This window comes from Agrobacterium vitis, from assembly GCF_037039395.1.
Lineage (GTDB): Bacteria > Pseudomonadota > Alphaproteobacteria > Rhizobiales > Rhizobiaceae > Allorhizobium > Allorhizobium vitis_E.
In genome coordinates this window covers 276,550-298,161 of the sequence record NZ_CP146241.1, presented here as the reverse complement: position 1 = coordinate 298,161, position 21,612 = coordinate 276,550, and the positions used below count along the sequence as shown (strand labels likewise).

At 54.8% G+C, this 21,612-nt stretch carries 19 protein-coding genes and 3 pseudogenes; 14 read left to right on the top strand and 8 right to left on the bottom strand.

The window, feature by feature from the left end; genetic code table 11:
• Positions 1 to 9: 9 nt before the first annotated feature.
• The 5 genes from V6582_RS01445 to V6582_RS01425 form a co-directional block, all read right to left on the bottom strand.
• Positions 10 to 1,047 (bottom strand): putative FMN-dependent luciferase-like monooxygenase, encoded by a 1,038-nt coding sequence (locus V6582_RS01445; RefSeq protein WP_156632115.1) that lies wholly within the window; start codon positions 1,045 to 1,047, stop codon positions 10 to 12.
• Positions 1,044 to 2,687 (bottom strand): dipeptide ABC transporter ATP-binding protein, encoded by a 1,644-nt coding sequence (locus V6582_RS01440; protein WP_156632114.1) that lies wholly within the window; start codon positions 2,685 to 2,687, stop codon positions 1,044 to 1,046. The genes V6582_RS01445 and V6582_RS01440 overlap by 4 nt, the downstream gene beginning before the upstream one ends.
• Positions 2,684 to 3,562 carry an ABC transporter permease gene (locus V6582_RS01435; protein WP_156632113.1) on the bottom strand — a complete coding sequence of 293 codons (879 nt, stop codon included), beginning with the start codon at positions 3,560 to 3,562 and terminating at the stop codon, positions 2,684 to 2,686. The genes V6582_RS01440 and V6582_RS01435 overlap by 4 nt, the downstream gene beginning before the upstream one ends.
• Positions 3,559 to 4,503: an ABC transporter permease gene (locus V6582_RS01430; RefSeq protein ID WP_156632112.1), complete on the bottom strand. Its 945-nt coding sequence runs from the start codon at positions 4,501 to 4,503 to the stop codon at positions 3,559 to 3,561. Before V6582_RS01430 ends, V6582_RS01435 begins: the two co-directional genes overlap by 4 nt.
• Before the next feature lie 62 nt (positions 4,504 to 4,565).
• Complete coding sequence (locus V6582_RS01425; RefSeq protein ID WP_156632111.1) at positions 4,566 to 6,194, bottom strand: TIGR04028 family ABC transporter substrate-binding protein; 1,629 nt, start codon at positions 6,192 to 6,194, stop codon at positions 4,566 to 4,568.
• A 586-nt stretch (positions 6,195 to 6,780) separates the two neighbouring features.
• Between V6582_RS01425 and V6582_RS01420 the strand changes: the two genes are divergently transcribed.
• The 8 genes and pseudogenes from V6582_RS01420 to V6582_RS27495 form a co-directional block, all read left to right on the top strand.
• Complete coding sequence (locus V6582_RS01420) at positions 6,781 to 7,554, top strand: amino acid ABC transporter substrate-binding protein (protein WP_156632110.1); 774 nt, start codon at positions 6,781 to 6,783, stop codon at positions 7,552 to 7,554.
• Positions 7,555 to 7,656: 102 nt separating this feature from the next.
• Complete coding sequence (locus V6582_RS01415) at positions 7,657 to 8,337, top strand: amino acid ABC transporter permease (protein WP_156632109.1); 681 nt, start codon at positions 7,657 to 7,659, stop codon at positions 8,335 to 8,337.
• On the top strand, positions 8,334 to 9,095 hold the full coding sequence (locus V6582_RS01410) for an amino acid ABC transporter ATP-binding protein (protein ID WP_156632108.1): 762 nt from the start codon (positions 8,334 to 8,336) through the stop codon (positions 9,093 to 9,095). The genes V6582_RS01415 and V6582_RS01410 overlap by 4 nt, the downstream gene beginning before the upstream one ends.
• Positions 9,096 to 9,105: 10 nt before the next feature.
• A pseudogene (locus V6582_RS01405) lies at positions 9,106 to 9,180 on the top strand (ABC transporter permease); the annotation flags it as partial.
• 159 nt (positions 9,181 to 9,339) lie between these two features.
• Positions 9,340 to 10,143 (top strand): MetQ/NlpA family ABC transporter substrate-binding protein, encoded by an 804-nt coding sequence (locus V6582_RS01400; RefSeq protein ID WP_156632107.1) that lies wholly within the window; start codon positions 9,340 to 9,342, stop codon positions 10,141 to 10,143.
• Positions 10,131 to 11,285: a methionine ABC transporter ATP-binding protein gene (locus V6582_RS01395; RefSeq protein ID WP_156632106.1), complete on the top strand. Its 1,155-nt coding sequence runs from the start codon at positions 10,131 to 10,133 to the stop codon at positions 11,283 to 11,285. The genes V6582_RS01400 and V6582_RS01395 overlap by 13 nt, the downstream gene beginning before the upstream one ends.
• Positions 11,266 to 11,919 carry a methionine ABC transporter permease gene (locus tag V6582_RS01390; RefSeq protein ID WP_156632105.1) on the top strand — a complete coding sequence of 218 codons (654 nt, stop codon included), beginning with the start codon at positions 11,266 to 11,268 and terminating at the stop codon, positions 11,917 to 11,919. The genes V6582_RS01395 and V6582_RS01390 overlap by 20 nt, the downstream gene beginning before the upstream one ends.
• Before the next feature lie 112 nt (positions 11,920 to 12,031).
• Positions 12,032 to 12,130: pseudogene (locus tag V6582_RS27495) on the top strand (IS5/IS1182 family transposase); the annotation flags it as partial.
• On the opposite strand, the gene V6582_RS01385 reads toward V6582_RS27495, so the two are convergent.
• From V6582_RS01385 to V6582_RS01375, 3 genes and pseudogenes are all read right to left on the bottom strand, one after another.
• Positions 12,110 to 13,054, bottom strand: a complete 945-nt coding sequence (locus tag V6582_RS01385; protein ID WP_156632104.1) for a hypothetical protein — start codon at positions 13,052 to 13,054, stop codon at positions 12,110 to 12,112. The pseudogene V6582_RS27495 and the gene V6582_RS01385 overlap by 21 nt on opposite strands.
• Positions 13,055 to 13,252: 198 nt before the next feature.
• Positions 13,253 to 13,881 (bottom strand): annotated as a pseudogene (locus V6582_RS01380) (IS5 family transposase).
• 85 nt (positions 13,882 to 13,966) lie between these two features.
• Positions 13,967 to 14,908 (bottom strand): AraC family transcriptional regulator, encoded by a 942-nt coding sequence (locus V6582_RS01375; protein ID WP_156632103.1) that lies wholly within the window; start codon positions 14,906 to 14,908, stop codon positions 13,967 to 13,969.
• A gap of 134 nt (positions 14,909 to 15,042) precedes the next feature.
• Between V6582_RS01375 and V6582_RS01370 the strand changes: the two genes are divergently transcribed.
• From V6582_RS01370 to V6582_RS01345, 6 genes are all read left to right on the top strand, one after another.
• Positions 15,043 to 16,293: an ABC transporter substrate-binding protein gene (locus tag V6582_RS01370; RefSeq protein WP_156632102.1), complete on the top strand. Its 1,251-nt coding sequence runs from the start codon at positions 15,043 to 15,045 to the stop codon at positions 16,291 to 16,293.
• A 60-nt stretch (positions 16,294 to 16,353) separates the two neighbouring features.
• A complete protein-coding gene (locus V6582_RS01365; RefSeq protein WP_156632101.1) occupies positions 16,354 to 17,217 on the top strand; it encodes a carbohydrate ABC transporter permease in 864 nt (287 codons plus the stop codon).
• Complete coding sequence (locus V6582_RS01360) at positions 17,214 to 18,032, top strand: carbohydrate ABC transporter permease (protein ID WP_156632100.1); 819 nt, start codon at positions 17,214 to 17,216, stop codon at positions 18,030 to 18,032. The genes V6582_RS01365 and V6582_RS01360 overlap by 4 nt, the downstream gene beginning before the upstream one ends.
• A gap of 5 nt (positions 18,033 to 18,037) precedes the next feature.
• Positions 18,038 to 19,081 carry an NAD(P)-dependent alcohol dehydrogenase gene (locus tag V6582_RS01355; RefSeq protein ID WP_156632099.1) on the top strand — a complete coding sequence of 348 codons (1,044 nt, stop codon included), beginning with the start codon at positions 18,038 to 18,040 and terminating at the stop codon, positions 19,079 to 19,081.
• A gap of 105 nt (positions 19,082 to 19,186) precedes the next feature.
• Positions 19,187 to 20,236 carry an ABC transporter ATP-binding protein gene (locus tag V6582_RS01350; RefSeq protein ID WP_156632098.1) on the top strand — a complete coding sequence of 350 codons (1,050 nt, stop codon included), beginning with the start codon at positions 19,187 to 19,189 and terminating at the stop codon, positions 20,234 to 20,236.
• Positions 20,237 to 20,842: 606 nt separating this feature from the next.
• The gene (locus V6582_RS01345) at positions 20,843 to 21,601 is read left to right on the top strand and encodes an SDR family NAD(P)-dependent oxidoreductase (RefSeq protein ID WP_197434394.1); all 759 of its coding nucleotides are present in this window, start codon (positions 20,843 to 20,845) and stop codon (positions 21,599 to 21,601) included.
• Positions 21,602 to 21,612: the final 11 nt, after the last annotated feature.

Below are 21,612 nucleotides of genomic sequence, written 5' to 3'. Positions count from 1 at the left end.
TTCAATGGATTATTCTGCGGCGGCCAACGCTTGGGACCGTGCTCGGCTCCAGCCCAGTTTGGGTGCCACCTCGGCGGCAATCAGCTCAATAGAGCGCAGAATATCGACATGTGGCGGGTCGATGGAGTGAACCTGAAAGACAAGCTCGGTGGACCGCGCCAAGGCCGTATCAGCCTTCAGTGAGGCAATCACATCGTCTGGTGTGCCCACATGGCTATCCAGCGCCTTGATCAGATCCTCCACGCTGGTGCCTTCAATGCGATGACCTGCTGCGGCAAAACGGGCGGCAACTTTGGTGAGGCCCTCTTCGGCCAGCTTCAGGGCGCGCTTGCGGTCTTCCGCCACAAACAGGCTGCGTGAGCCAAGAACGCGCGGTGCGCGGCCTTCGGGCAATGCGTTCAGATAGGCATCGATGATCGGGTTTTGCAATTCATCAAGCCGCGCGTTGGGCCTGTCTGCCGGGCGCGGCTGGGTGCGCGACAGCATTAAACCATCCCCCGTTTCACCAGCAAGCTTTGCGCCAATGGGCGAGAAGGTCGCAAGCCAGACGCGATCCAGCAGATGCGGGGCATTGGGATAAAGCCTGTTGCCAGCACCCAAATCCTTACCCGCCCAAGCCTTGCGAACGATGTCGAGATATTGGCCATAGACCTCGCCGCGCTTGTCGGCAGCAATGCCAAAGGCCTCAAAGGATTCACGGGTGCCGCCAGTTCCAAAGCCCACTTCCAGACGACCACCGGACAAAAGATCAGTCACGGCGGTGTCTTCTGCCACCCGTAGCGGATTTTCCATCGGCAGCGTGATGACTCCAGTGCCAAGCCGAATGGTGGATGTGCGGGCCGCAACATGGGCGAGAAAAACGGCGGGCGATGGCAGGCCGCCCTCTTCAGCATGGAAGTGATGCTGGGCAATCCACGCACTGTCAAAGCCATTGGCTTCGGCGTGCTGGATTTGCTCTTCCGCCAGACGATAGCGCCCGGCTGCATCGGTATCATCCAGCAAGCGTGTGAAAAAGCCGAGCCGTTTTGGCTGTGTTGTCTGCGTCATGATGGTGATCCTGCTGTCAGTGAATCTTGATGCTTCTTCGGAAAAGCCCGACCGGGAATGGCTTCGATCAATTCGCGGGTGTAGGCGGTCTGCGGATGGGTGAAGACCTCTTCAACCGGGCCGTAATCGACCTGTTTGCCATTGTGCAAAACCGAAACCGTGTCGGCGATCTGGCGCACCACGGCCAGATCGTGGGAGACGAAAATATAGGTGAGGCCAAAATCGCGCTGCAAACTGCCAAGCAGGGCGAGGATTTGTGCCTGCACCGTCACATCCAGCGCCGAGACGGCCTCATCCAGCACAACCACTTCTGGCTCCAACACCAGAGCGCGGGCAATGGCCACCCGCTGCCGCTGTCCGCCTGAGAGCGCATGGGGTTTGCGGCTGAGAACGGAAAGCGGCAGGCCAACACGCTCAATCATGGCTTCAACACGGGCTGCACGCTCGTGCTTAGGGAGCGGCTCAAAATTCAGCAGCGGTTCTTCAACAATGGAGAAAATCGTCTGCTTGGGGTCGAGAGAACTCCACGGGTTTTGGTAGACAAGCTGCACCTTGCGCCGGAACGCACGCAGGCTTTCATGGTTCAGGTTGCCAAGGTCAAAATCACCCACTTTGAGGCTGCCGGATGTGGCAGTTTGAAACCCGGCAATGCCCCGGATTGTGGTGGTTTTGCCGGAGCCGGATTCACCAACGATGGCATGGGTGGTGCCTTGCGGGACGGTGAAGGAAAGGCCATCAACAGCCCGGAAACGCTCACCCGTTGGCAGTTTGAATTCCTGCACCAGATGATCAACGCTGACACTGATGGGCCGATCCGGCGCAATGGCAGGCCGCACAACCGGGGCTGCCAGCGACGGTGCATCGGATAGAAGCCTTGCCGTATAGGCGCTTTTTGGGGCGGCCAGCACCTCTGCGGTCTTACCCTGTTCCTGAATGCGGCCGGACTGGAGGACCACCAGCCGATCTGAGCGATCGGCAGCAACGCCCAGATCATGGGTCACCAGCAGCACGGCGGTGCCATAGGCTTTGCGCAGATCGTCAATCAAATCCAGAATGCGACGCTGAACGGTGACATCCAGTGCCGAGGTTGGCTCATCGGCAATAATCAGTGCAGGTTTCAGCGCAATGGCGATGGCAATCAGCACCCGCTGTTTCATGCCGCCAGAGAGTTCGTGCGGATATTGTTTGGCCCGAAGCTCCGGCTGGGAAAGGCCCACCTGCGTCAACAGCTCCACCACGCGCCGATCAGCATCCCGGCGGGAAAGCTTGCCGTGGATTTCCAGAATTTCGCGCACCTGCGCGCCAACTGTGAGCACCGGATTGAGCGAATTGGAGGGGTCTTGCGGAATAAGGCTGAGAACGGGGCCGCGAATGCCGCGCAAGCGCTTTTCACTCCAGCGGCAAATCTCCTCGCCATTCAAACGGATGGAGCCGCTATCAATCTGCCCATTGCCAGAGAGCAGTCCAATGATGGCCTGTGCCGTGGATGTCTTGCCAGATCCGCTTTCGCCCACCAGTGCCACAACCTCGCCAGCACCGACGGAAAACGACACATCATGCACCACGCGGGTGCGGGCCTCTCCATCACCATAGGAAATATTCAGGTCTCGTATATCGAGAACAGCGGAGGTCTGGCTCATCGGCTGGTGCTCCCCAAGGATTGGCTGATGCGGTTCGCAGACAGCACCACGGCGACGACAATCAGGCCGGGAGCCGTGGTCAGCCACCAGGCGGTGGCGAGGTAATTGCGCCCTTCAGAAATCAGCAGGCCCCATTCCGGTGTTGGCGGCGGTGCGCCATAGCCGAGAAAGCCCAGCGTGGACATTTGCAGAATGGCCCAGCCAAATTGCACGGCGGCATAGGCAATCACTGAGGTCAGCGAATTGGGCAATATGTGCCGCCACAGCACGCTTAAAAATGTGCCGCCGCTGCCATAGGCGGCTTCAACAAAATCCGCCCGCCGCACTCGCACCACTTCGGCGCGGGTCAATCGGGCAAAACCGGCAATGGCGGTAACGCCCACAGCAATGGCGGCATTGATGGTGCCAAAGCCAAGCAGAATGATGATGCTGAGCGATAAAAGCAGGGTTGGAATAGACAGCAGCACATCAACAAAGCGCATGATGACCATATCCCAGCGCCCGCCAATGGCTCCGGCAAAAAGGCCAAGCAGAGTGCCCGCCACCAGCCCCACGCCAACGGCTGCAAGCGCACCCGACAGCGAGTGAACGGAACCATAGACAATCCGCGCATAAAGATCACGTCCAAGGGAATCCGTGCCGAGAAGATGGGCCGCAGACGGCACTTTCAACTGCTCGCCGGAAATGCCTTCCAGCGGGTTATAGCTTGTAAACAGCCATGGCAGAGCGGCCCAGAGCAGCACAGTTACCATGACCACCCACGCCAAAACCAATCCGGGGCGCAGCCGTTTCAAACGGGTGAGGTATGCCCGGCGCGTGACATCATGCGGTTTCACGGCTTGGGTTTGAAGCGAGAGAATTTCGACGCTGCTCATGCTGTGGCTCCGTTCCGGCTTCTCAGGCGTGGATCGAGAAGGGGATAGGCAAGATCGACCAGAAGATTGATGATGACAAAGGCGGTGGCGGAGATCACCACAATGGCCTGAAGTACGGCGATATCCTGCGTGCTGACGGCTTTTTCGGTCAATTCGCCAAGGCCGTTGAGGCCAAATACGGTTTCGGTCACCACGGCTCCGGCCAGAAGCTCGCCAAACAGCACACCGGCAATGGTCAGCACCGGCAAAGCCGCATTGATGGCCACATGCCGCCACAGCACGCGGGCGGGCGTGGCACCCTTGGCAATCACCACAGAGATGAAAGGCCTTGTGCGGATTTCATCAATATTGCGGATCAGGATTTGCGCAAGCGGTGCGGCAATGGGAACAGACAAGGTGATCACCGGCAGCACCAAACTTTCCCAAGGTCCGGGATTGATCACCGAGACCAGCTTGAGCCGAAACGAGAAAATCTGGATCAGCATAATGCCCAGCCAGAACACTGGAACCGAGATCAACAGCGAAGGCACCGCCTGCACCAGATTGCGCAGAAACGAAAACGGCGCGAGCGATGATAGGACCGCGACAAAGACCGCAAGGGCGACGGCAGCACCAAAGGCGAGAGCAGCCAGCGTCAGCGTGGCAGGTAGATTGGTGGCCAGCTGTGCCGACACCGGCACGCCCGCGTGCAACGAATAGCCAAAATCACCCTGTAAGAAATTCGACAATGTGTGGAAATACTGAACGAACACCGAGGAATCCACGGCGTAGGCCGCCCGTATTTCCTTAATCTGATCAGGACTTAGCCCATAATCCGGGCTGAGAAACTTGATCAGTACCGCGTCCCCAGGCATGGCCTGCAACAGAATAAACGACAGGGTAAAGGCCGCCCAGAGCACCAGAACCGCCTGTCCTATCCGGCTTGCAACATATCGCGTCATCATCGATCTCCGCAGATTTCAAAACCGGGTAGCAGCGGTTGCCGCCACCCGGTTGCTGACCATTATTTATCCAGCCAGACGCTGTAGAAGCTTGGGCGGGCAACGGCATCAAAACCCAGCCCCTTGACATAGGGTGCGCCCGCAAAGGCCTGCGGCTCTTCAAAAATCGGGATGACATAGGCCTGATCCAGCACATAAGCTTGCGCATCGGCCACGGCCTTCAAGCGCTTTTGTGGATCGGGTTGCGAGCTGATCTCTTCTAGAATGGCATTGAGCTTGTCATCGGCAAAGCCTTGCACCTTGTCGCTGGCACCACCCTTCTGGCGCAGCACATCGCGGTTTTTTGGATAATATTGGCTCTTGATCACATCGGGATCAGCGCGCCCCACCATGGCAGGAGCCACTGGGGTTTTTTGCGGATCAAGATCATCCAAAGCGGCACTTCCCGCATCCCCGGCCAGTACGTTGAGCTTCACACCCACTTTTTGCCATTGCTGGGCAATCAGTTGCAAGGCGGCGCGGTTTTGCGGTTGGGGCAGGGATTCATAGGCCGTCAGTACCAGCTTGGCCCCGTCCTTGGCACGAATGCCATCGGCACCCGGTTTGTACCCGGCCTCATCTAGCAGAGCCTTGGCCTTATCAACATCAAAGCCCAGTTTGTCGGATTGATCGACATAACCAATGGCAGTTGAGGCGATGATCGAGGTGGCGCGTGGATAGTTCTTGGAAAACAGGGTTTTGATGATTTCATCGCGGTTGGTGGCCAAAGACAGCGCCTTGCGCACCCGCACATCAGCCACCAGAGGATTGTCTGGCCTGAACACCACCGAATTGTTCACGCCACGGGTGCCGGGCGCATAGATCTTGAAATTCTGCGTTTCGACCTGCGCCTCATCATAGGCTTGAATCTGGCGGATCAGATCCGCCTGACCAGCCAGAAGCGCGCCGATGCGCACGCCATCTTCACGGGTGATGATATATTTGATGCCATCAAGATAGGCGCGGCCCTGATGCTCAAGCTTTTTCGGACCCCAATTGTAATCGGCCCGCACTTTCAAATCGAGCGTTTTACCAAGTGTCTCGGCGCTGACCACGAAGGGGCCGGAACCAATGATTTTGGTGGCGTCGCCCAATTGCTCAAATGGCAGTGAGAGCGTTTTCAACGATACCAGACCGGAGCCGATGACCGATGTTCCCTGAAGAAAGCCCAGTGAGGGCTTTTTGAATACGAACTTCACCGTCAGCGAATCAATCACTTCGCTATGGTCGTAATTGTTGACCACTTCCGACACTGGCTGTTTCAAGCTTTTGTCGCCAAGCCCGAAGCGATCGAAGTTTTTAGCCACCGCATTGGCATCCACGGGGGAGCCATCGGAGAACGTTACGCCGGGACGAATCTTGAAGGTATATTCCGTGTTATCGGCATTGACTGTCCAGCTTTCTGCAATCCACGGCTCGATCTCCAGCGTCTTGGGGTTTTGATAGGTCAGCTTATCGGTGATCTGGTTGAGAATGCCGCTGTTGGGGTAAAAGCCGCCTGCTGGTGGGTAGAGATTGGTATGGGCCTGTTGCTCAAGATAGACCAAGGTTCCGCCCTTGACCGGTGTGTCGGAAGCATGGCTAACAGCCAAGAGGCTGACAGAAGCGGCCAGCGCAAGGCTGAGGCCAAGAAAAGTGCGGCGAAGCGTCATCATCAATGTCCCTGGGTGGTGAGTGAATGAACCCGTGGAGCAAGGGTAGACCTTTGCGTGTTGCAATCAATATTGTCTATTGATTTACTATTCTAATTTTCAATGCCCCTCTGGACAATTCATTTATCAGTCCGGCAAGTTGGAAAAAATTTGCGACATGGGTCGACTTATGAGGTCAAAATCCATCGACCAATCGTCTTATCGGATTGATTACTGGTGATTTCTTTCCTGCCATCCAAAAACCGTCGAGATATCCAGCAGGCCAATGGAGAACTTGCTCTCCTACCGAAAGTCCAGCGGTGCGGTGAGAGCGTTTGACTTGCCCACCGGGTCATCGTGATGAAGCCTCGGCCTGGGAGAATTTCCGAGGAAATCCGCATGGATTTACCGATGGGTCGGGAACATGGCACGGATTGTCTCGTTCCCTACCAACAAAGATTAAAGAGTGCTTTGAGCCACTCCATGGCATTCGCTTGAAAATGAGAAAAATATTTGCAATTGCTTATTTTCCGCGCAGTTTTATGCTCGGATTTTCGGCTCGATTTCTGCGATTGTCAGATATCGCCAATAAGGACGCATCACCGATATGAAACTGCTCAAATCTCTTGTCACCCTAGCATTGTTGCAGGCTGCTTTGCTCTTGCCCGCCCATGCTGGAGAAAGTCTCGCGACGATCAAGTCCGCTGGCGTTTTCAAGATTGGCACCGAGGGTACGTATGCGCCCTTCACCTATCACAACGAGGGCGGCAAGCTGGTTGGCTTTGACGTGGAGATCGGCGAAGCGATCGCTGCCAAGCTCGGCGTTAAAGCCCAATTCATTGAGGGAAAATGGGACGGACTGATCGCCGGTCTCGATGCAAAACGATATGACGCAGTGATCAATCAAGTTGGCATTACGGATGCCCGCAAGCAGAAATATGACTTCTCAGAACCCTATATTGCATCGAAGGCGGTTCTGATCGTCCGCAACGATGACAGCAGCATTAAGGATTTTTCTGATCTGAAGGGCAAGAAATCAGCACAGTCCCTGACCAGTAATTTCGGAAAACTGGCCGAGAAATCCGGGGCGGAACTGGTCGGAACAGATGGATTTGATCAGTCTATTCAACTGGTGCTGACACGCCGTGCCGATGCCACGATCAATGACAGCCTGTCTTTCCTCGACTTCAAGAAGCACAAGCCGGACGCGCCGGTAAAGGTCGTTGCCCAGCAGAGCGATGCGGATTATTCCGGTGTGATCATTCGCAAGCAGGAGCCCGAGCTGCTGGCTGCCATCAACAAGGCCCTGGCCGATATCAAGCTCGATGGCACTTATCAGAAAATTTCTGAGAAGTATTTCGGTCAAGACGTTTCCAAATAACGTCTTGAAGAAAGCTGGATATCGTTCAAACCGCCCTATATTGATGTGAAAAGCGCCCGGCGAGATTGTCTGCCGGGCGCCTCTCTTTTTAAGGAAGATGTCTTGCCGCACTGGCTTCAATTGATGATGGATTCGCTTGTCCCTCTTTTGTGGGCAGGGTTGGTGTTTACCATTCCGCTGACGATACTTTCCTTCATGTTCGGCTTGACGCTCGGCCTTGTAACGGCCATTGCCCGGCTGTTTGGTGCGGCACCTGTGGCGGCAATCGCCCGCTTTTATGTGTGGGTCATTCGCGGCACCCCTCTGGTCGTCCAGCTTTTTGTGATTTTCTATGGTTTGCCCAGCCTCGGTATTTTGCTGGATGCCTTTCCGGCAGCGCTGATCGGCTTTACGCTGAACATCGGAGCCTATAGTTCCGAAATCATTCGCGCTGTCATCTCATCCGTGCCGAAAGGGCAATGGGAAGCGGCCTATTCGATTGGTATGAGTTGGCGCCAAGCCATGCTGCGCACGATCCTGCCGCAGGCAACCCGCGTCGCTGTGCCGCCACTGTCCAATACATTCATTTCGCTGGTGAAGGACACATCGCTCGCCGCAGCCATCACCGTACCGGAGCTGTTTCAGGCTGCCCAACGCATTGTCGCCACCACCTATGAGCCATTGATCCTTTATATCGAAGCGGCGCTGATTTATCTCGCCCTCAGCTCTGTTCTGTCAACAATCCAAGTACGGCTGGAGCGTCGCTTTGCCCGGTATGGCGGCATGATGGAGGCCAATGCATGATCGAACTGTCCAATATCGAAAAGCGTTTCGGTGATGCCGTCATCCTGAAAGATATCAATCTGCGTATTCCAGAAGGCAATGTTACCGCGCTGGTCGGCCCGTCTGGCGGCGGAAAAAGCACATTGTTGCGCTGTATCAACCTGCTGGAAATCCCCACAATCGGCACCATCAAAATCGGCAGGGAAAGTCTGACATTCGAACCCAGCCAAAAAACCGGCTGGCAAGCCATTCAGAAAATTCGCCGGCAAACCGGCATGGTCTTTCAGAATTTTCAACTGTTCCCGCACCAGACAGCCATCGAAAATGTCATGGAAGGTTTGGTGACAGTGCTGAAATGGCCGAAAGAAAAAGCGCGCCAGCGCGCTATCGAGTTGCTCGAAAAAGTGGACATGGCTCATAAGGCGGATGTTTGGCCCGCGACCCTGTCCGGCGGTCAGCAGCAGCGCATTGCCATTGCGAGAGCATTGGCCCCATCGCCGCGCGTATTGCTATGCGACGAACCAACGTCGGCCCTCGATCCGGAACTTGCCGCTGAGGTCGTGGATGTCTTGAGCAGGCTGGCCGGAGAGGGGACCACGATGGTCATCGCCACCCATGATCTCCGCCTTGCCTCAAAGATAGCCAATGATGTTGTTTTTCTTGAAGCCGGTCGCGTTGTTGAAACCGGCAGCGCCAAAAATATCTTCACGGTCCCGCAGCAGGACCGCACAAAGCGTTTCATCTCGACAATCAATGTCGCAAATAGTTACGACATATAGTTTTTTATGCGCGCCGCTTGATGTCCTTGTCTGTGGCATCCAATGGCTGGGTGACCGACTGGTTGCGCAACTGGACAGACGATAACAATCACAATGCCGCAAGAGGGTTCGCGCACCCCATGCCGATTGCTTTCCGCTTGCGGCAGAAAGATTTTCTCCTGCATAGCCGCAGATGAGAACAAGACGCCTCCTAATATCTACTAAATCTATTAGATTTAAATACTAATGGAAATTAGGGGGTGTCATGACATTCAAAGTTAAAACTCTGCTTGCAGCAGCACTGATTGCACTGTCAGGCAATGCATATGCCGAAACCATCAAGGTAGGTGTTGTTCCCGGCGTTTACGCTGATTCCATTGAGGCGCTGGTGCCGGAAGCAAAGGCAGCCGGGCTGGATGTGCAGGTGGTGGAGTTCAGTGATTGGACCACCCCGAACATTGCGCTTCAAGCAGGCGATATTGATGTCAATTATTTCCAGCATAAGCCATTTCTGGACAATGCAGTGTCGCAGCGCGGCTATGATATTGTGCCTGCCGGCATTGGCACACTTGCGAACATCGGCATCTACTCTCTGAAATACAAGGATTTTGCCAGCGTGCCGGATGGCGCAACCGTCGCCATTGCCAATGACCCGGTCAATCAGGGCCGTGGTCTGCTGCTGTTGCAAAAAGGTGGGCTGATCAAGCTGAAGGATGGTGTCGGCTTCAAGGGTTCGATCGACGATATTATCGACAACCCAAAACACGTGACGTTCAAGGAAGTGGAAGGTCCTCAACTGGCCCGTATTACCGGGGATGTCGATCTGGCCCTTGGCTATCCCCACTTTATTGTCGCTGCAAAGGCGTTCGATCCCAGTTCCGGTCTGATCTATTCCGGCGTGGATGATAAACAATTCGCCATTGTCTTTGCCGCACGCAAGGACAAGGCCGATAGTCCAGCCTTGAAAAAGCTGGTGGACATCTATCAGCGCTCCGATGCCGTGAAAGCTGCAATCGATAAGGCGTTCGGTAACGATCGCAAGCTCTACACCCTGGCATGGCAGCCGTGAGCACCGTGCTGTTTGATCAGTCCGATGCGAGCAGGGCGGAGCACAACAGCGCCGCCGCTATCGCATCACGGGCTTCCACCGGGCCTCAAGAAAGTCCAGTGCTGCAAAGCGCTGGCTCGGTGGTATTCGAAAACCTTTCCAAAATTTACACCTCATCGGCTGGGCCTGTTCATGCGTTGAAGGATATTTCCGTCACCGTGCCTTCGGGCAGTATTTTCGGTATTATCGGGCGCAGTGGTGCAGGCAAATCCAGCCTGTTGCGCACCATCAATCGGTTGGAGCGGCCAACGGACGGGCGCGTTTTGGTTGATGGTGACGATATTGCCGGTTTCACTGATGATCAGTTAGTCGGCCTTCGCCGCCGCGTTGGTATGATCTTTCAGCATTTCAATCTGCTGTCAGCCAAAACCGTGTGGGGCAATGTTGCACTCGCGCTTCTGGTGGCGGGCGTGGAGCGCAACGAGATCAACCAGCGTGTGGCGGATGTGCTGAAGCTGGTGGGTCTCGAAGGCAAGGAAACCACCTATCCATCCCGCCTGTCCGGCGGGCAGAAGCAACGCGTCGGCATTGCCCGCGCTCTGGTCAGCAAGCCGGAGATTTTGCTGTGCGATGAAGCAACATCGGCGCTCGACCCGGAAACCACCCTCTCCATCCTCAGGCTTTTGCAGGATATCAACCAGCGCCTCAAGCTTACCATCGTCTTGATCACCCATGAAATGAGCGTGATCCGCGAAATCTGCGATCAGGTGCTGGTGCTGGAACAGGGTGAGATAGCCGAACAGGGTCCCGTCTGGCAGATTTTTGGCAAGCCCAGCCACCCGTCCACCAAGGCCTTGCTGGAGCCGCTTCAACGCGGTCTGCTGGTCGATCTCGCATCGCGTCTTGAGGTTGGTGGTGATGGTCGGGCTGTGGTTGAATTATCCTATACCGGCGAGGGCGGGCTGGAGCCAGATCTGGGGTCGATCAGTGCCGTATTTGGTCCGGGCAGCCGTCTCATTCAAAGCAATCTGGATCGTATTCAAGGTCACGTGCAGGGGCAGGTGTTGATCACTGCCGCCAACCCACCCGATATCTCATCCCCATCGGTTCAGGCTTTGGCGCATTCTGTAAGGATATTGGGCTATGTCACCGCTGATGTATGAACGCTTGGGCCGTGCCTTCATCGACACGATCACCATGGTGGGGATCTCGGCGCTGTTTGCCCTTGTTATTGGCATTCCGCTTGCGGTTTTCCTCGTGTTGTCCTCGCCCGGAGGGTTGATTAAGGCACCGCGCGCTAACCGGATACTGGGTGCGCTGATCAACGGCTTTCGCGCCACACCTTTCATCGTCCTGATGGTAGCACTGTTGCCTTTTACCCGTCTGGTCACGGGCACCACCATTGGCGTATGGGCCGCCATTGTGCCGCTATCGATCAGCGCCACTCCCTTCTTTGCCCGCATTGCCGAGGTCAGTTTGCGAGAGGTTGATCATGGATTGATTGAAGCCGCGCAGGCCATCGGGTGTCGCCGCTGGCATATTATTCGCCATGTGCTGTTGCCCGAATCCCTGCCAGGTCTGGTGGGCGGTTTTACCATCACCATTGTGACGATGATCGGGGCTTCGGCCATGGCCGGGGCCGTCGGCGCTGGCGGGCTTGGCGATATGGCCATCCGCTATGGATATCAACGGTTTGATACGACAGTGATGATTGCCGTGATCATCGTTCTGATTGCTACGGTCTGCCTTGTCCAGTTTACTGGAGACTTCATCGTCCGTCGCTTGCGGGCGCGGTAACATCGGCTCCCATCGAATATTATTATATTTCTGAGAAACTGCCCGAAAAAGAGTTGAGTGAAATCATCCAGTTGCGCTTCTGTTTGTTTGCTTATGACGAACGGAGACCCCAATGGGCTGGACCGATATCACCCGCCGACAATATGCCCGACGCGCAATAGGGTATGCCACCGATCTGGGGGTCCGAGCTCTATTCCCTTTGGGTCCATGTGAACTGCATCCGGCCCTCATCTTTTCCATAACTAAGAAAGTGATCCAAACCAGTCCTGATTAAGTTTTCCGAAACAGCCTGACTGACATCTGGGTTAGCCAGAAGGTAAGCATTTTCGTCAAAATTTTCAGCATTTGCCTTTATGCGCCGAGTAAATGAGGGCCTATATTTTTCCAGAATCTCCCTACATCCAAATACATTCTCAACCATTTCATAGACAACGTAGTCGTATGAAGAATTTTCCTTGCAAAATTCAATAAATTCATCATCCTCTTCTAAATTAAAATCAATATATTGCTCTGATTTATTTTCAAATATATCATTTTCATTATATTCATCTAAAATAAAATCGAAACTATCATAAAGTTCTTTTATATTTTTTTCTGTGCATATAAATTTATAAGACGATACTTTCTCCCTGATATCGTCAATCGACATTTTATCAAAATTACTACCCAATATAAATTTTGCCTGAATATTGCAAAGATCCTCCTCGTTTTTTAAAATAATTTCAAAAAGATTGTATTTATTGCTCAAACCTCTTCCCATAATTGAAAAATCAAGAATCCGCTCCTTTTTGTTATGAAGCTTATAGTAGTCAGGGCGCTTAAAGCGCTCGATGCTGTAATTTAAATGAGAAAGCAGTCGGCGAGTGGGATTTCTCACAGCAGAATAAAATTCTACACGTCTGCCTATATTATGAATGATAGGCTCAATTTCATCCCTCCTAAAATGCCCGCTGATCCAGTCGCTTTCAAGGGATAGCTGCCGAATTGTATCAGGAGAACTCAAATAATTATGTAGCCACCAATGACCTCTGGGCGAGCAATATTCAAGAAACCTATTCACACTACTTCCGGCCGCCTTCATAATATGAATAAATGCGATTAAAGGAATCTCGCCATCGTGAGGAATTTTCGTCATAATTCTCTTCTCCTTCTTCACTTGGCCAATTAACATTATCTCAAAATTTACTTTATATTTCTTCGGTCAACTCTAGCTCTTGACATCGGACAACTCGGTACACTTTTTAAATGCAGGAATTTTATTCTAAGTCATTATTCACCGGAAAATCAAATATATATATTCGAATTATTCAATATAAAAAGCTTGAATGTCCTGTCATATCAAACAGAGCAGCGGTGGGCGCGACGGACTCTCTGTCCCTGCCACATTGGCCCGCCCCATTGTGGGGATGTGGGCGATAGTGATCCATGCCTCGGCTGAAGCGAGGGACTTCCCCCAATCCTTCGCCAATCGTCGGCACCTGCCAAGCCATGCGAGGCCGACCATCAGTCCAAGCGTGTCGACAGCGATATGACGCTTGTGCCGCTTAATCTTCTTTCCCGCGTCATAGCTTCGAATGCTGCCACTTTCCCTGGTGTTGACGCCCTGGCCATCAATTACGTCCGCAGACGGAGAGGCTTCCCGGCCTTCCAATTCACGCGCTTCCATCACAAGATGATGGTTGATCTGACCCCATAACCCTGTTGCTCGCCATTCATAGAAATAGGGTGCACAGTTGTAAAAGGCGGGAAATTTCTGGGCATCATCCGCCACTGGCAGCCCGTCGTGGCGATGTAAAGCAACGCATTCACGGCCCCGCCAAGATCGATGCTGCGCGGCTTGCCCAATCGCTTCGTTCAAGGCAGGCAAAGCGAGATTAACTCCCATTACCGGTCCCCCAGATCGGTGGCATACCCTATTGCGCGTCGGTGATATTGTCGGCGGGTGAAATCAGTCCAGCCCATTGGGGTCTCCGTTCGTCATAAGCAAACGAACAGAAGCGCAACTGGATGATTTCAACCCTTTTTTGGGCAGCTTCTGAGGCAAGCTCTAGCGAGGGGCCGGTATACCTTGCGCATTGACCACTGAACGACCACGAATGCGTGCTGCTGTCCGGTAACTACGGGGCGTTAATCCGGTCTCGAGCCTGAAGTAGCGGTTGAAATTCGAAAGGTTGTTGAACCCCGCTTCAAAACAGATGTCGGTGATTGGCGTTTCTGTTTCTGCCAGCAGCGCTCGTGCACGCCATACACGGACGGACCGGCTATAAATCGAGAAATTCATTCCGGTCATCCGGCGGAACGCTCGCGAGAAGGCTGAAGGCTCAAGACCGACAAGTTCGGCGACTTCATGCATCTGCTTGCTAGGGTTTGATTGCATGATTTGGATCGCTTTGTCGATGCGCCGGTGACGCCGGTCGGAAAGCTGATTGTAGTACAGGATGAACTGCTCGCTCGCGAGAAGTCGCTTTTGTTGCGCAGCTTCGATGTCAGATAAAATGTCCAGGACGAGGCCAAGCCCCCCTTCGCCAGCGTGAGCAGACAGGTTCATGATCTTGCGCCCGATGCTCGCGGCCTCTGGCCCCATGATCTCGATACCCCGCTGGGCCATGCCTTTGAGGCGGTGGAGCAGGTTGAACTCAGGACAGGCAGTGCGTGCGCTGATCAATGCGTCTGCGTCGAACTGAAGGACAAGATCGCGTCCAGGCAGATTGGGCGCACCAGGCGTGATCCAGTTATGAGGGAGATTTGTCCCTGTCAGCGTCAAATGTCCTGCTTTGAACGGCCCGATATAGTCCCCGACATAGGCAAAGCCCTGCGCCTCGGGAATGTAGTGAATTTCCCACTCGGGGTGGTAATTCCAAATGCAGATCGGATTTGGGTAGTCGTCCCGACGGATCAGGTAAGACCTGTCGATCGGCAGAACGATCTGCTCTCGTGTGGCGGCGAATGTGTCGGTGCTTCCCTGCGGAAAATCTGATGTTTTTATCATGAGTCATCCCGCCTTCAGGATCAGTTTTGTCAAAATAATATCAGTTGTGTGTAAATGGCAAGCTAGTTCAAGCGGTAAACTTGCTGAAGATAGTGGTGTAAGCGGCAAGGGAGTTGCCGTTCGAGGAGGAAATCATGAAAAATAACACACTCCGCGCCAGCTGCGCGGTGATCGCGATGCTTGTGGCATCCAGTGCGTTCGCCGCTGCGAAATGTAGCGAAGACCTTCGCATTCTGGCGCAACCCCGCGACGGGCTGACTTTGCTCGAAAGTCACGTGGATGAGTTCGAGAAGCTCTCGGGCGCCGGCTTTGAAATCAGCTATCTCAACGAAAACGATCGCAGGGCGAAATCTCAGGCAGATGCGTCCACAGTTGGCAGCTTCAATGTCTACTATGTTGATGAAGCCAATCTGGCTTTATTCGCATCTTCGGGCTGGATCGTGCCGCTGGAAGGATATTATCCGGCCGAATATAATTACGACGATTTCGATGCGGGCATGCGGGCTGCAGCCACCTATCAGGGAAAGCAGTGGTTTGCGCCAATTCAGGGCGGTGGCGACCTTATGGTCTACCGCACCGATCTTCTAAAAAAGGCGGGCATCGCACCTCCGAAAACCTGGGATGAGTATCTGGCCGCTGTCAAGAAGCTGCATGATCCCGCAAACGGCGTGTACGGCACTGCCCTTCGTGGGCAGCGGGGATCGGGTGCCAATGTCTGGCGCTGGATGCCCCTGTTCAAGGCCAATGGTGGTGAGTGGTACAAAGACGGCAAACCTGCGTTTAACTCGGAGGCTGCCGTAAAGGCGACCCAGGCTTATCTCGACCTGTTCAAATATTCCGCACCAGGCACGCAAACAGGATCGTGGGATGAATCGACCGGTGCCTTCCGGGCTGGCAAGGTCGCCATTATCATCGAATCTGCACCGCTTGGCGGCATGTCCGTCGACAAAGCGCAGAGCCAGGTCTCCGACAAGGTTGCGTTCTCCGTTCCGCCCACACCGCTTCCAGGCGCCGGATATGCCCACGGCTTTGCCATTGCCGCCAAGGCCAATAAGAGCGAAGCGGACAAGGCCTGCGCAGGCCTCTTCGTCGCTTGGGCAACCTCCAAGGAGCAGGAGGCCCGCCGCCTGGCCGCAGGCCAGCCCGGAGAACTGACCCGCACCAGCACCTATCAGAGCCCGCTATATGCCAAGACGTTCGGCCAGAATCTGGCCGATGCGATGGCAGCGACCGGCAGTCATACGCAGGTTACCTTCTGGCAGGATCCGCGCTGGCAGGAACTCGGCAATCAGTGGGGCATCATGCTGGAAGAGTTGATCACCGGCAGCCGCACGGACATCAAGGGCTCACTTACCGAGCTTGAGACGTTCGCAAACAAGCTTTGAAGCCGGCATCGGTCAAAGGGGCGCTTATGGCGCCCCCCACCTGTTTCACAAGGATTTACAATGCGACGCGGACGCTCGTTACCATATGTTTTTCTTGGCCCGACGCTTGGTATATTGATTATTCTGGCCTTGGTCCCGACGATTTATGCCGTGAATATTTCGCTGCAAAATCGAACGCTATCGCAGCCAGTGGCGGATTATGTCTGGCTCGCCAATTATGCTGCACTCATTTCAGATCCTCGCTTTCTGAATGCGCTCTGGGTATCTTTCAAATGGGAAATCCTCAGTGTTACAGCGACGATGCTCACCGGACTCGTGCTCGGCATTGCAATGTTCGAATCCGTCGGCTCGAGACTTCGAAACGTTCTTTGCGTCCTGTTCATTATCCCCGTTCTGCTTCCGCGCGTTTGCGCCGCTTTCGTCTGGAAGTTCTCTTTCCATCCGCTGTATGGAACCTTGACCTGGCCAGTCCGCGAATTGACAGGCAGCACACCCGATATTTTGTCGTCACCAACTGGGGCATTGCTGGCCGTCGCCTTCGTTGATGTCTGGCAATGGGGCCTGTTTTTCGCCGTCATCGTTTTGAAGCTGCTGGAATCGCTGCCGCCACAGCCCCTCGAAGCGGCGCGTATAGACCGGGCGACGCGGTGGGAAATACATCGTTACGTCACCCTCCCGATGCTCAAAGCCCCGCTGATCAGCCTTCTCCTGGTCAAGGCGATTGAAAGCCTGCGCTCCTTCGATCTGATCTACGTCATGACCCGGGGAGGCCCCGGCATTTCGACCGAGACACTGGATATGTATGCCTATTCCCAGGGCTTCATCGAGTCCGGCAAGATCTCCTACGCGTCTTCCATGGCGGTCATCATGATGGTTGTCACGGTCGTTACCTTCACCTTCTCCTGGAAGAGGCTGAACCGATGAAGCTCTCAACCCTATTCCTCCGGCTCACGCTCGCATTTGCAGCAGCGCTTGTGGTTCTGCCCTTGCTCTGGACGCTGCTGAATGCCTTCAAGACAAATGCTGACCTTCTCGTCAGCACGCCGAAACTCATCTTCCAGCCTGTTTGGGATAATATGAGCTATGTCCTCAACCGGCGTTCGGTGGCGCGGGCGCTGACGAATTCGCTGATTATCTGTACGAGTGCCGTCGCTCTCGGCGCTGTTCTGGGCGTACCCGCGGCCTATGTCATTGCGCGATTCAAGAACCGTCTGACGGCGGAGGCGCAGTTCTTTGTTCTCTCCCTGCGCTTTCTTCCCCCTGTCGCAATCGCAATCCCAATGCTGGTCATTTGGCTCGGCCTCGATCTCTACGACACCCGGCTGTCGCTGATTGTCACGTATCTGATCGTGACCGCCTCGATCACAATCTGGCTTTCTGTTCCGGCTTTCGAACGTGTCAGCCTGCATGTCGAGGAGGCTGCCCGTGTTGATGGATTGGGGCCCTATGCGACGTTCTTTCGTATTGCGCTACCGATTGCGCGGTTCCAGATTTTTGGCGCCATTGCCTTCTCTTTCGTTCTCGTCTGGAACGAGTTTTTGCTGGCGATGATGCTGACAACGTCCAGCGCAAAAACCCTGCCAATTGTCGCATCGGAAATGTCCCAGCTCGGCATGAACGTGCCGTGGGGAATTCTCAACGCAGCCGTCGTCTTGCTCTCGCTACCCCCGCTGATCCTTCTCGGCGTGATGGCCGGGGGTCTCAACGCTGCATTCTCAAAGAAAACTGATCAAGGTTGAACATCATGAAAGCACTTGTCCTGGAACGCGTTGGTGAATTGGCACTACGCGACATCGATCTGCCTCAAGACATTGGGCCAGATGATGTGCGTATTCAGCTGCATACGGTTGGCGTTTGCGGCAGCGACGTGCACTACTATACTCATGGTCGCATCGGTGACTTTGTCCTCAAGGAGCCAATGGTGCTAGGCCATGAAGCTGCTGGCACAATTGTCGAGGTCGGCCAGAATGTGACGCATCTTAAACCGGGCGACCGGGTCTGCATGGAACCGGGCATCCCGGACCCGCTGTCACGCGCCTCCCGTCTGGGCATCTACAATGTCGATCCCGCCGTCAGCTTCTGGGCGACACCTCCTGTCCATGGCATTCTTTGCCCGCAGACCATCCATCCAGCGGCTTTCACCTATAAACTGCCTGATAATGTCTCCTTTGCAGAAGGCGCAATGGTTGAGCCGTTCGCGGTCGGCATGCAGGCGGCAGCGCGGGCCCGCATCACGCCAGGCGATACGGCCGTCGTCACGGGCTGTGGCACGATCGGTATCATGGTTGCGCTTGCGGCTCTTGCTGGCGGTTGTTCTCGGGTGCTGATCTCTGATCTCTCTGAGACGAAACTGAAGCTTGCCGAAACCTATGACGGCATTACCGGGGTCAACCTGCGCCAAACCGACATTGTCGGCGCGGTCGAGTCCGCAACGGATGGCTGGGGTGCCGACATCGTTTTCGAATGCTCCGGCGCACCCGCCGCCGTGCGGGATCTGTTCAAGATCGTTCGGCCTGGTGGAACCGTCGTGCTTGTCGGTCTGCCGCCTGAGCCTGTTGCATTCGATATCGCTGCTGCTTGCTCGCGCGAATGCCGTATCGAAACAGTCTTTCGCTATGCCAACGTTTTTGATCGCGCCTTGGCACTCATTGCAGCCGGCAAGGTCGATCTTATGCCCTTGGTTTCGAAGACCTACAGCTTCGACAATTCGATCGCTGCTTTTGAGCGGGCTGCCGAGGGCCATCCAGAAGACGTCAAACTGCAAATTGTTTTGGAACAGGTCCGATGAACCCAGGTTCACCGCACCTGTTCCAAGCTTTTGTTTTTACGTGTTTCCGGACGGAAAACCGGTTCCCACTTTTCCTGGAAACACTCTAGCCGAGGAGAATGATTGATGGCGACCGTCGAATGCCGCTCCATCCGTAAAATATACGGCGCGCTTGAAGTGATGCGCGATTTTAGTCTTGAGGTGAAGGACCACGAATTCGTTGTTTTTCTGGGGCCGTCGGGCTGCGGGAAATCAACAATGCTGCGAATGATCGCCGGCCTTGAGGAAATTTCTGGCGGTGACCTGCTTATCGGCGGCGCCCGCATGAATGATCGGGACCCTGGTGATCGCGGCATCGCCATGGTCTTTCAGAACTATGCGCTCTATCCCCACATGACCGTTCGGGAGAATATCGTCTTTGGCCTGGAACGCGCCGGGGTGGCAACGACGGCCATCAACGAACGGCTGGCTCCCGTGGTGGATGCACTCGGTCTCGGTGTCTATCTATCGCGCAAGCCAACAGAACTTTCGGGCGGCCAGCAGCAGCGCGTCGCCATAGCTCGCGCGATGATAAAGACCCCGGAAGTCTTCCTGTTCGATGAACCTCTCTCGAACCTCGACGCCAAGCTGCGAGGCAGTCTGCGCGTCGAAATCGCCCGGCTGCATCGCGACCTGCGCACGACCAGCATCTACGTGACACACGATCAGCTCGAGGCCATGACCTTGGCTGATCGCATCGTTCTCATGAAGGAAGGGCGGATAGAGCAGATGGGCACACCGGAGGAAATCTACCAGACACCGGCAACCCTGTTCGCCGCCGGTTTCATCGGTACGCCAAACATGAATTTTCTCAAACTGCACGCTGATGACGGCGTGCTCGCCGATTCCTCGATAAAGCTTGTAACTCCGTTTGCCGTGAAACCAGGGCCTGTCACTGTCGGCATACGCCCAGGTGCTATTCGGTTGAACCAAGAGGGTGGCGCGGTGCGTGGCACCGTCGAGCGCAATGAGTTTCACGGCGAAACCAGATTGATCACGATACGCACCGCCAATAATGAGATCAATGTGGCCGCGGCGGCATCAACGCGCGTTCAAGAAGGTCAGTCGATTGGAATTGACGTCCAAGCCAGTGATCTTCATCTATTTGATCCGACAACCGAAAAACGCTTGGCCTAGCCGCCGCAATATGGGCTCTCCCACGGTATTCACCAATGGGGCACAGCTCCCCCTCCGGCCCCAAGCATGAAGGCGACGTCGCCCCATAGACGTCGCCTTCATTTCCCGAGACCTTAATTTCCTGATTTTTCCAAGCCAGTCGTGGTGGATCGCCGCGTCATGTGGTCTGGCTTTTACAAACTCCCCAATGACGGGGGTGCGGATAACTCGCTCGGTTCTGCGTGACAACCAACAGAATGTTCATTCGGAGCGTTCCTGGAAAACTAATAGGAAGATTCATTAAAAATGACTCTTCGTATTCCTTTTGAAAATATCTCAAGCATCTGATGCATTTGAGATATTTTCAATGTCTTCAAGTCGAGGATGCGTGAGCATGTCAGAGACTTGGTATAGGGTGTGGTAACGCCAGTCTCCTAAATCCGCTCGGAATGACAACCTCTTCAAAGCTCACATCGAGAGCGCTCTCTGGGTAATCTGTGTACTTGGGCAGGGCGCTCTGGCCGTCTTTGCGTACCGTGGTGTGCTGCGATGACAAAGACGATGCTTGACATCGGCAAGGTATCCAATTTGTATACGGAAACTTTCACGATGGCAGGGTTTGATCACATGTACGACTTTAGCGACAGGATAGTGGTGGTAACCGGTGGCGCCGGAGGCATTGGTGAATCGACGGCATATGCTTTTGCGCGCTCCGGTGCAAAAGTCATCATCATGGATCGGTCCGAAGAGGCTCTGGCCAAGGCCATGGCGCGGCTTTCCGAGGCGGGTGACGTCAGTAGCGTCGCAGTCGATGTCGCCGATCGTGACGCAGTCGAAGCGGCCTTCAACGAGATTGCAAAGATCGGTGGAACTGACATCCTCATAACCAGCGCGGCGATCGTCAAGACCGGTCTTATCCTCGATTTCGACCCGCAGGATTGGGAGCGCATTCTGTCCGTCAATCTCACCGGCACCTTTAATTGCTGCCAGTTTGCTGGAAGGCAGATGGTGGCGAAACGGGCAGGGCGCATCATAACCGTCAGTTCGGTGAACGGCCAGATCGCTAATACCGGGCGCGGTGCGTATTCCTGTAGCAAGGGCGCCGTTGACATGCTGACACGTCTTCTTGCCGCGGAACTCGGGGACAAGGGCGTGACCGCGAATGCGGTGGCGCCAACCCCGGTCGATACGCCGATGATCCTGCAAGTCCACGGACCGAAGGACCGGGCCATCTGGGATGCACAAATTCCCGCCAAGCGGTATGCCAAGCCCGAGGAAGTCGCAGCCGCGATCCAGTTCCTCGCCTCGCCGGAGGCCGCCTATATCAACGGCCATATCCTCAATATTGACGGAGGCTTCATGGCCTCTGGGGTTCTGATCCGCTAATCATATGATTG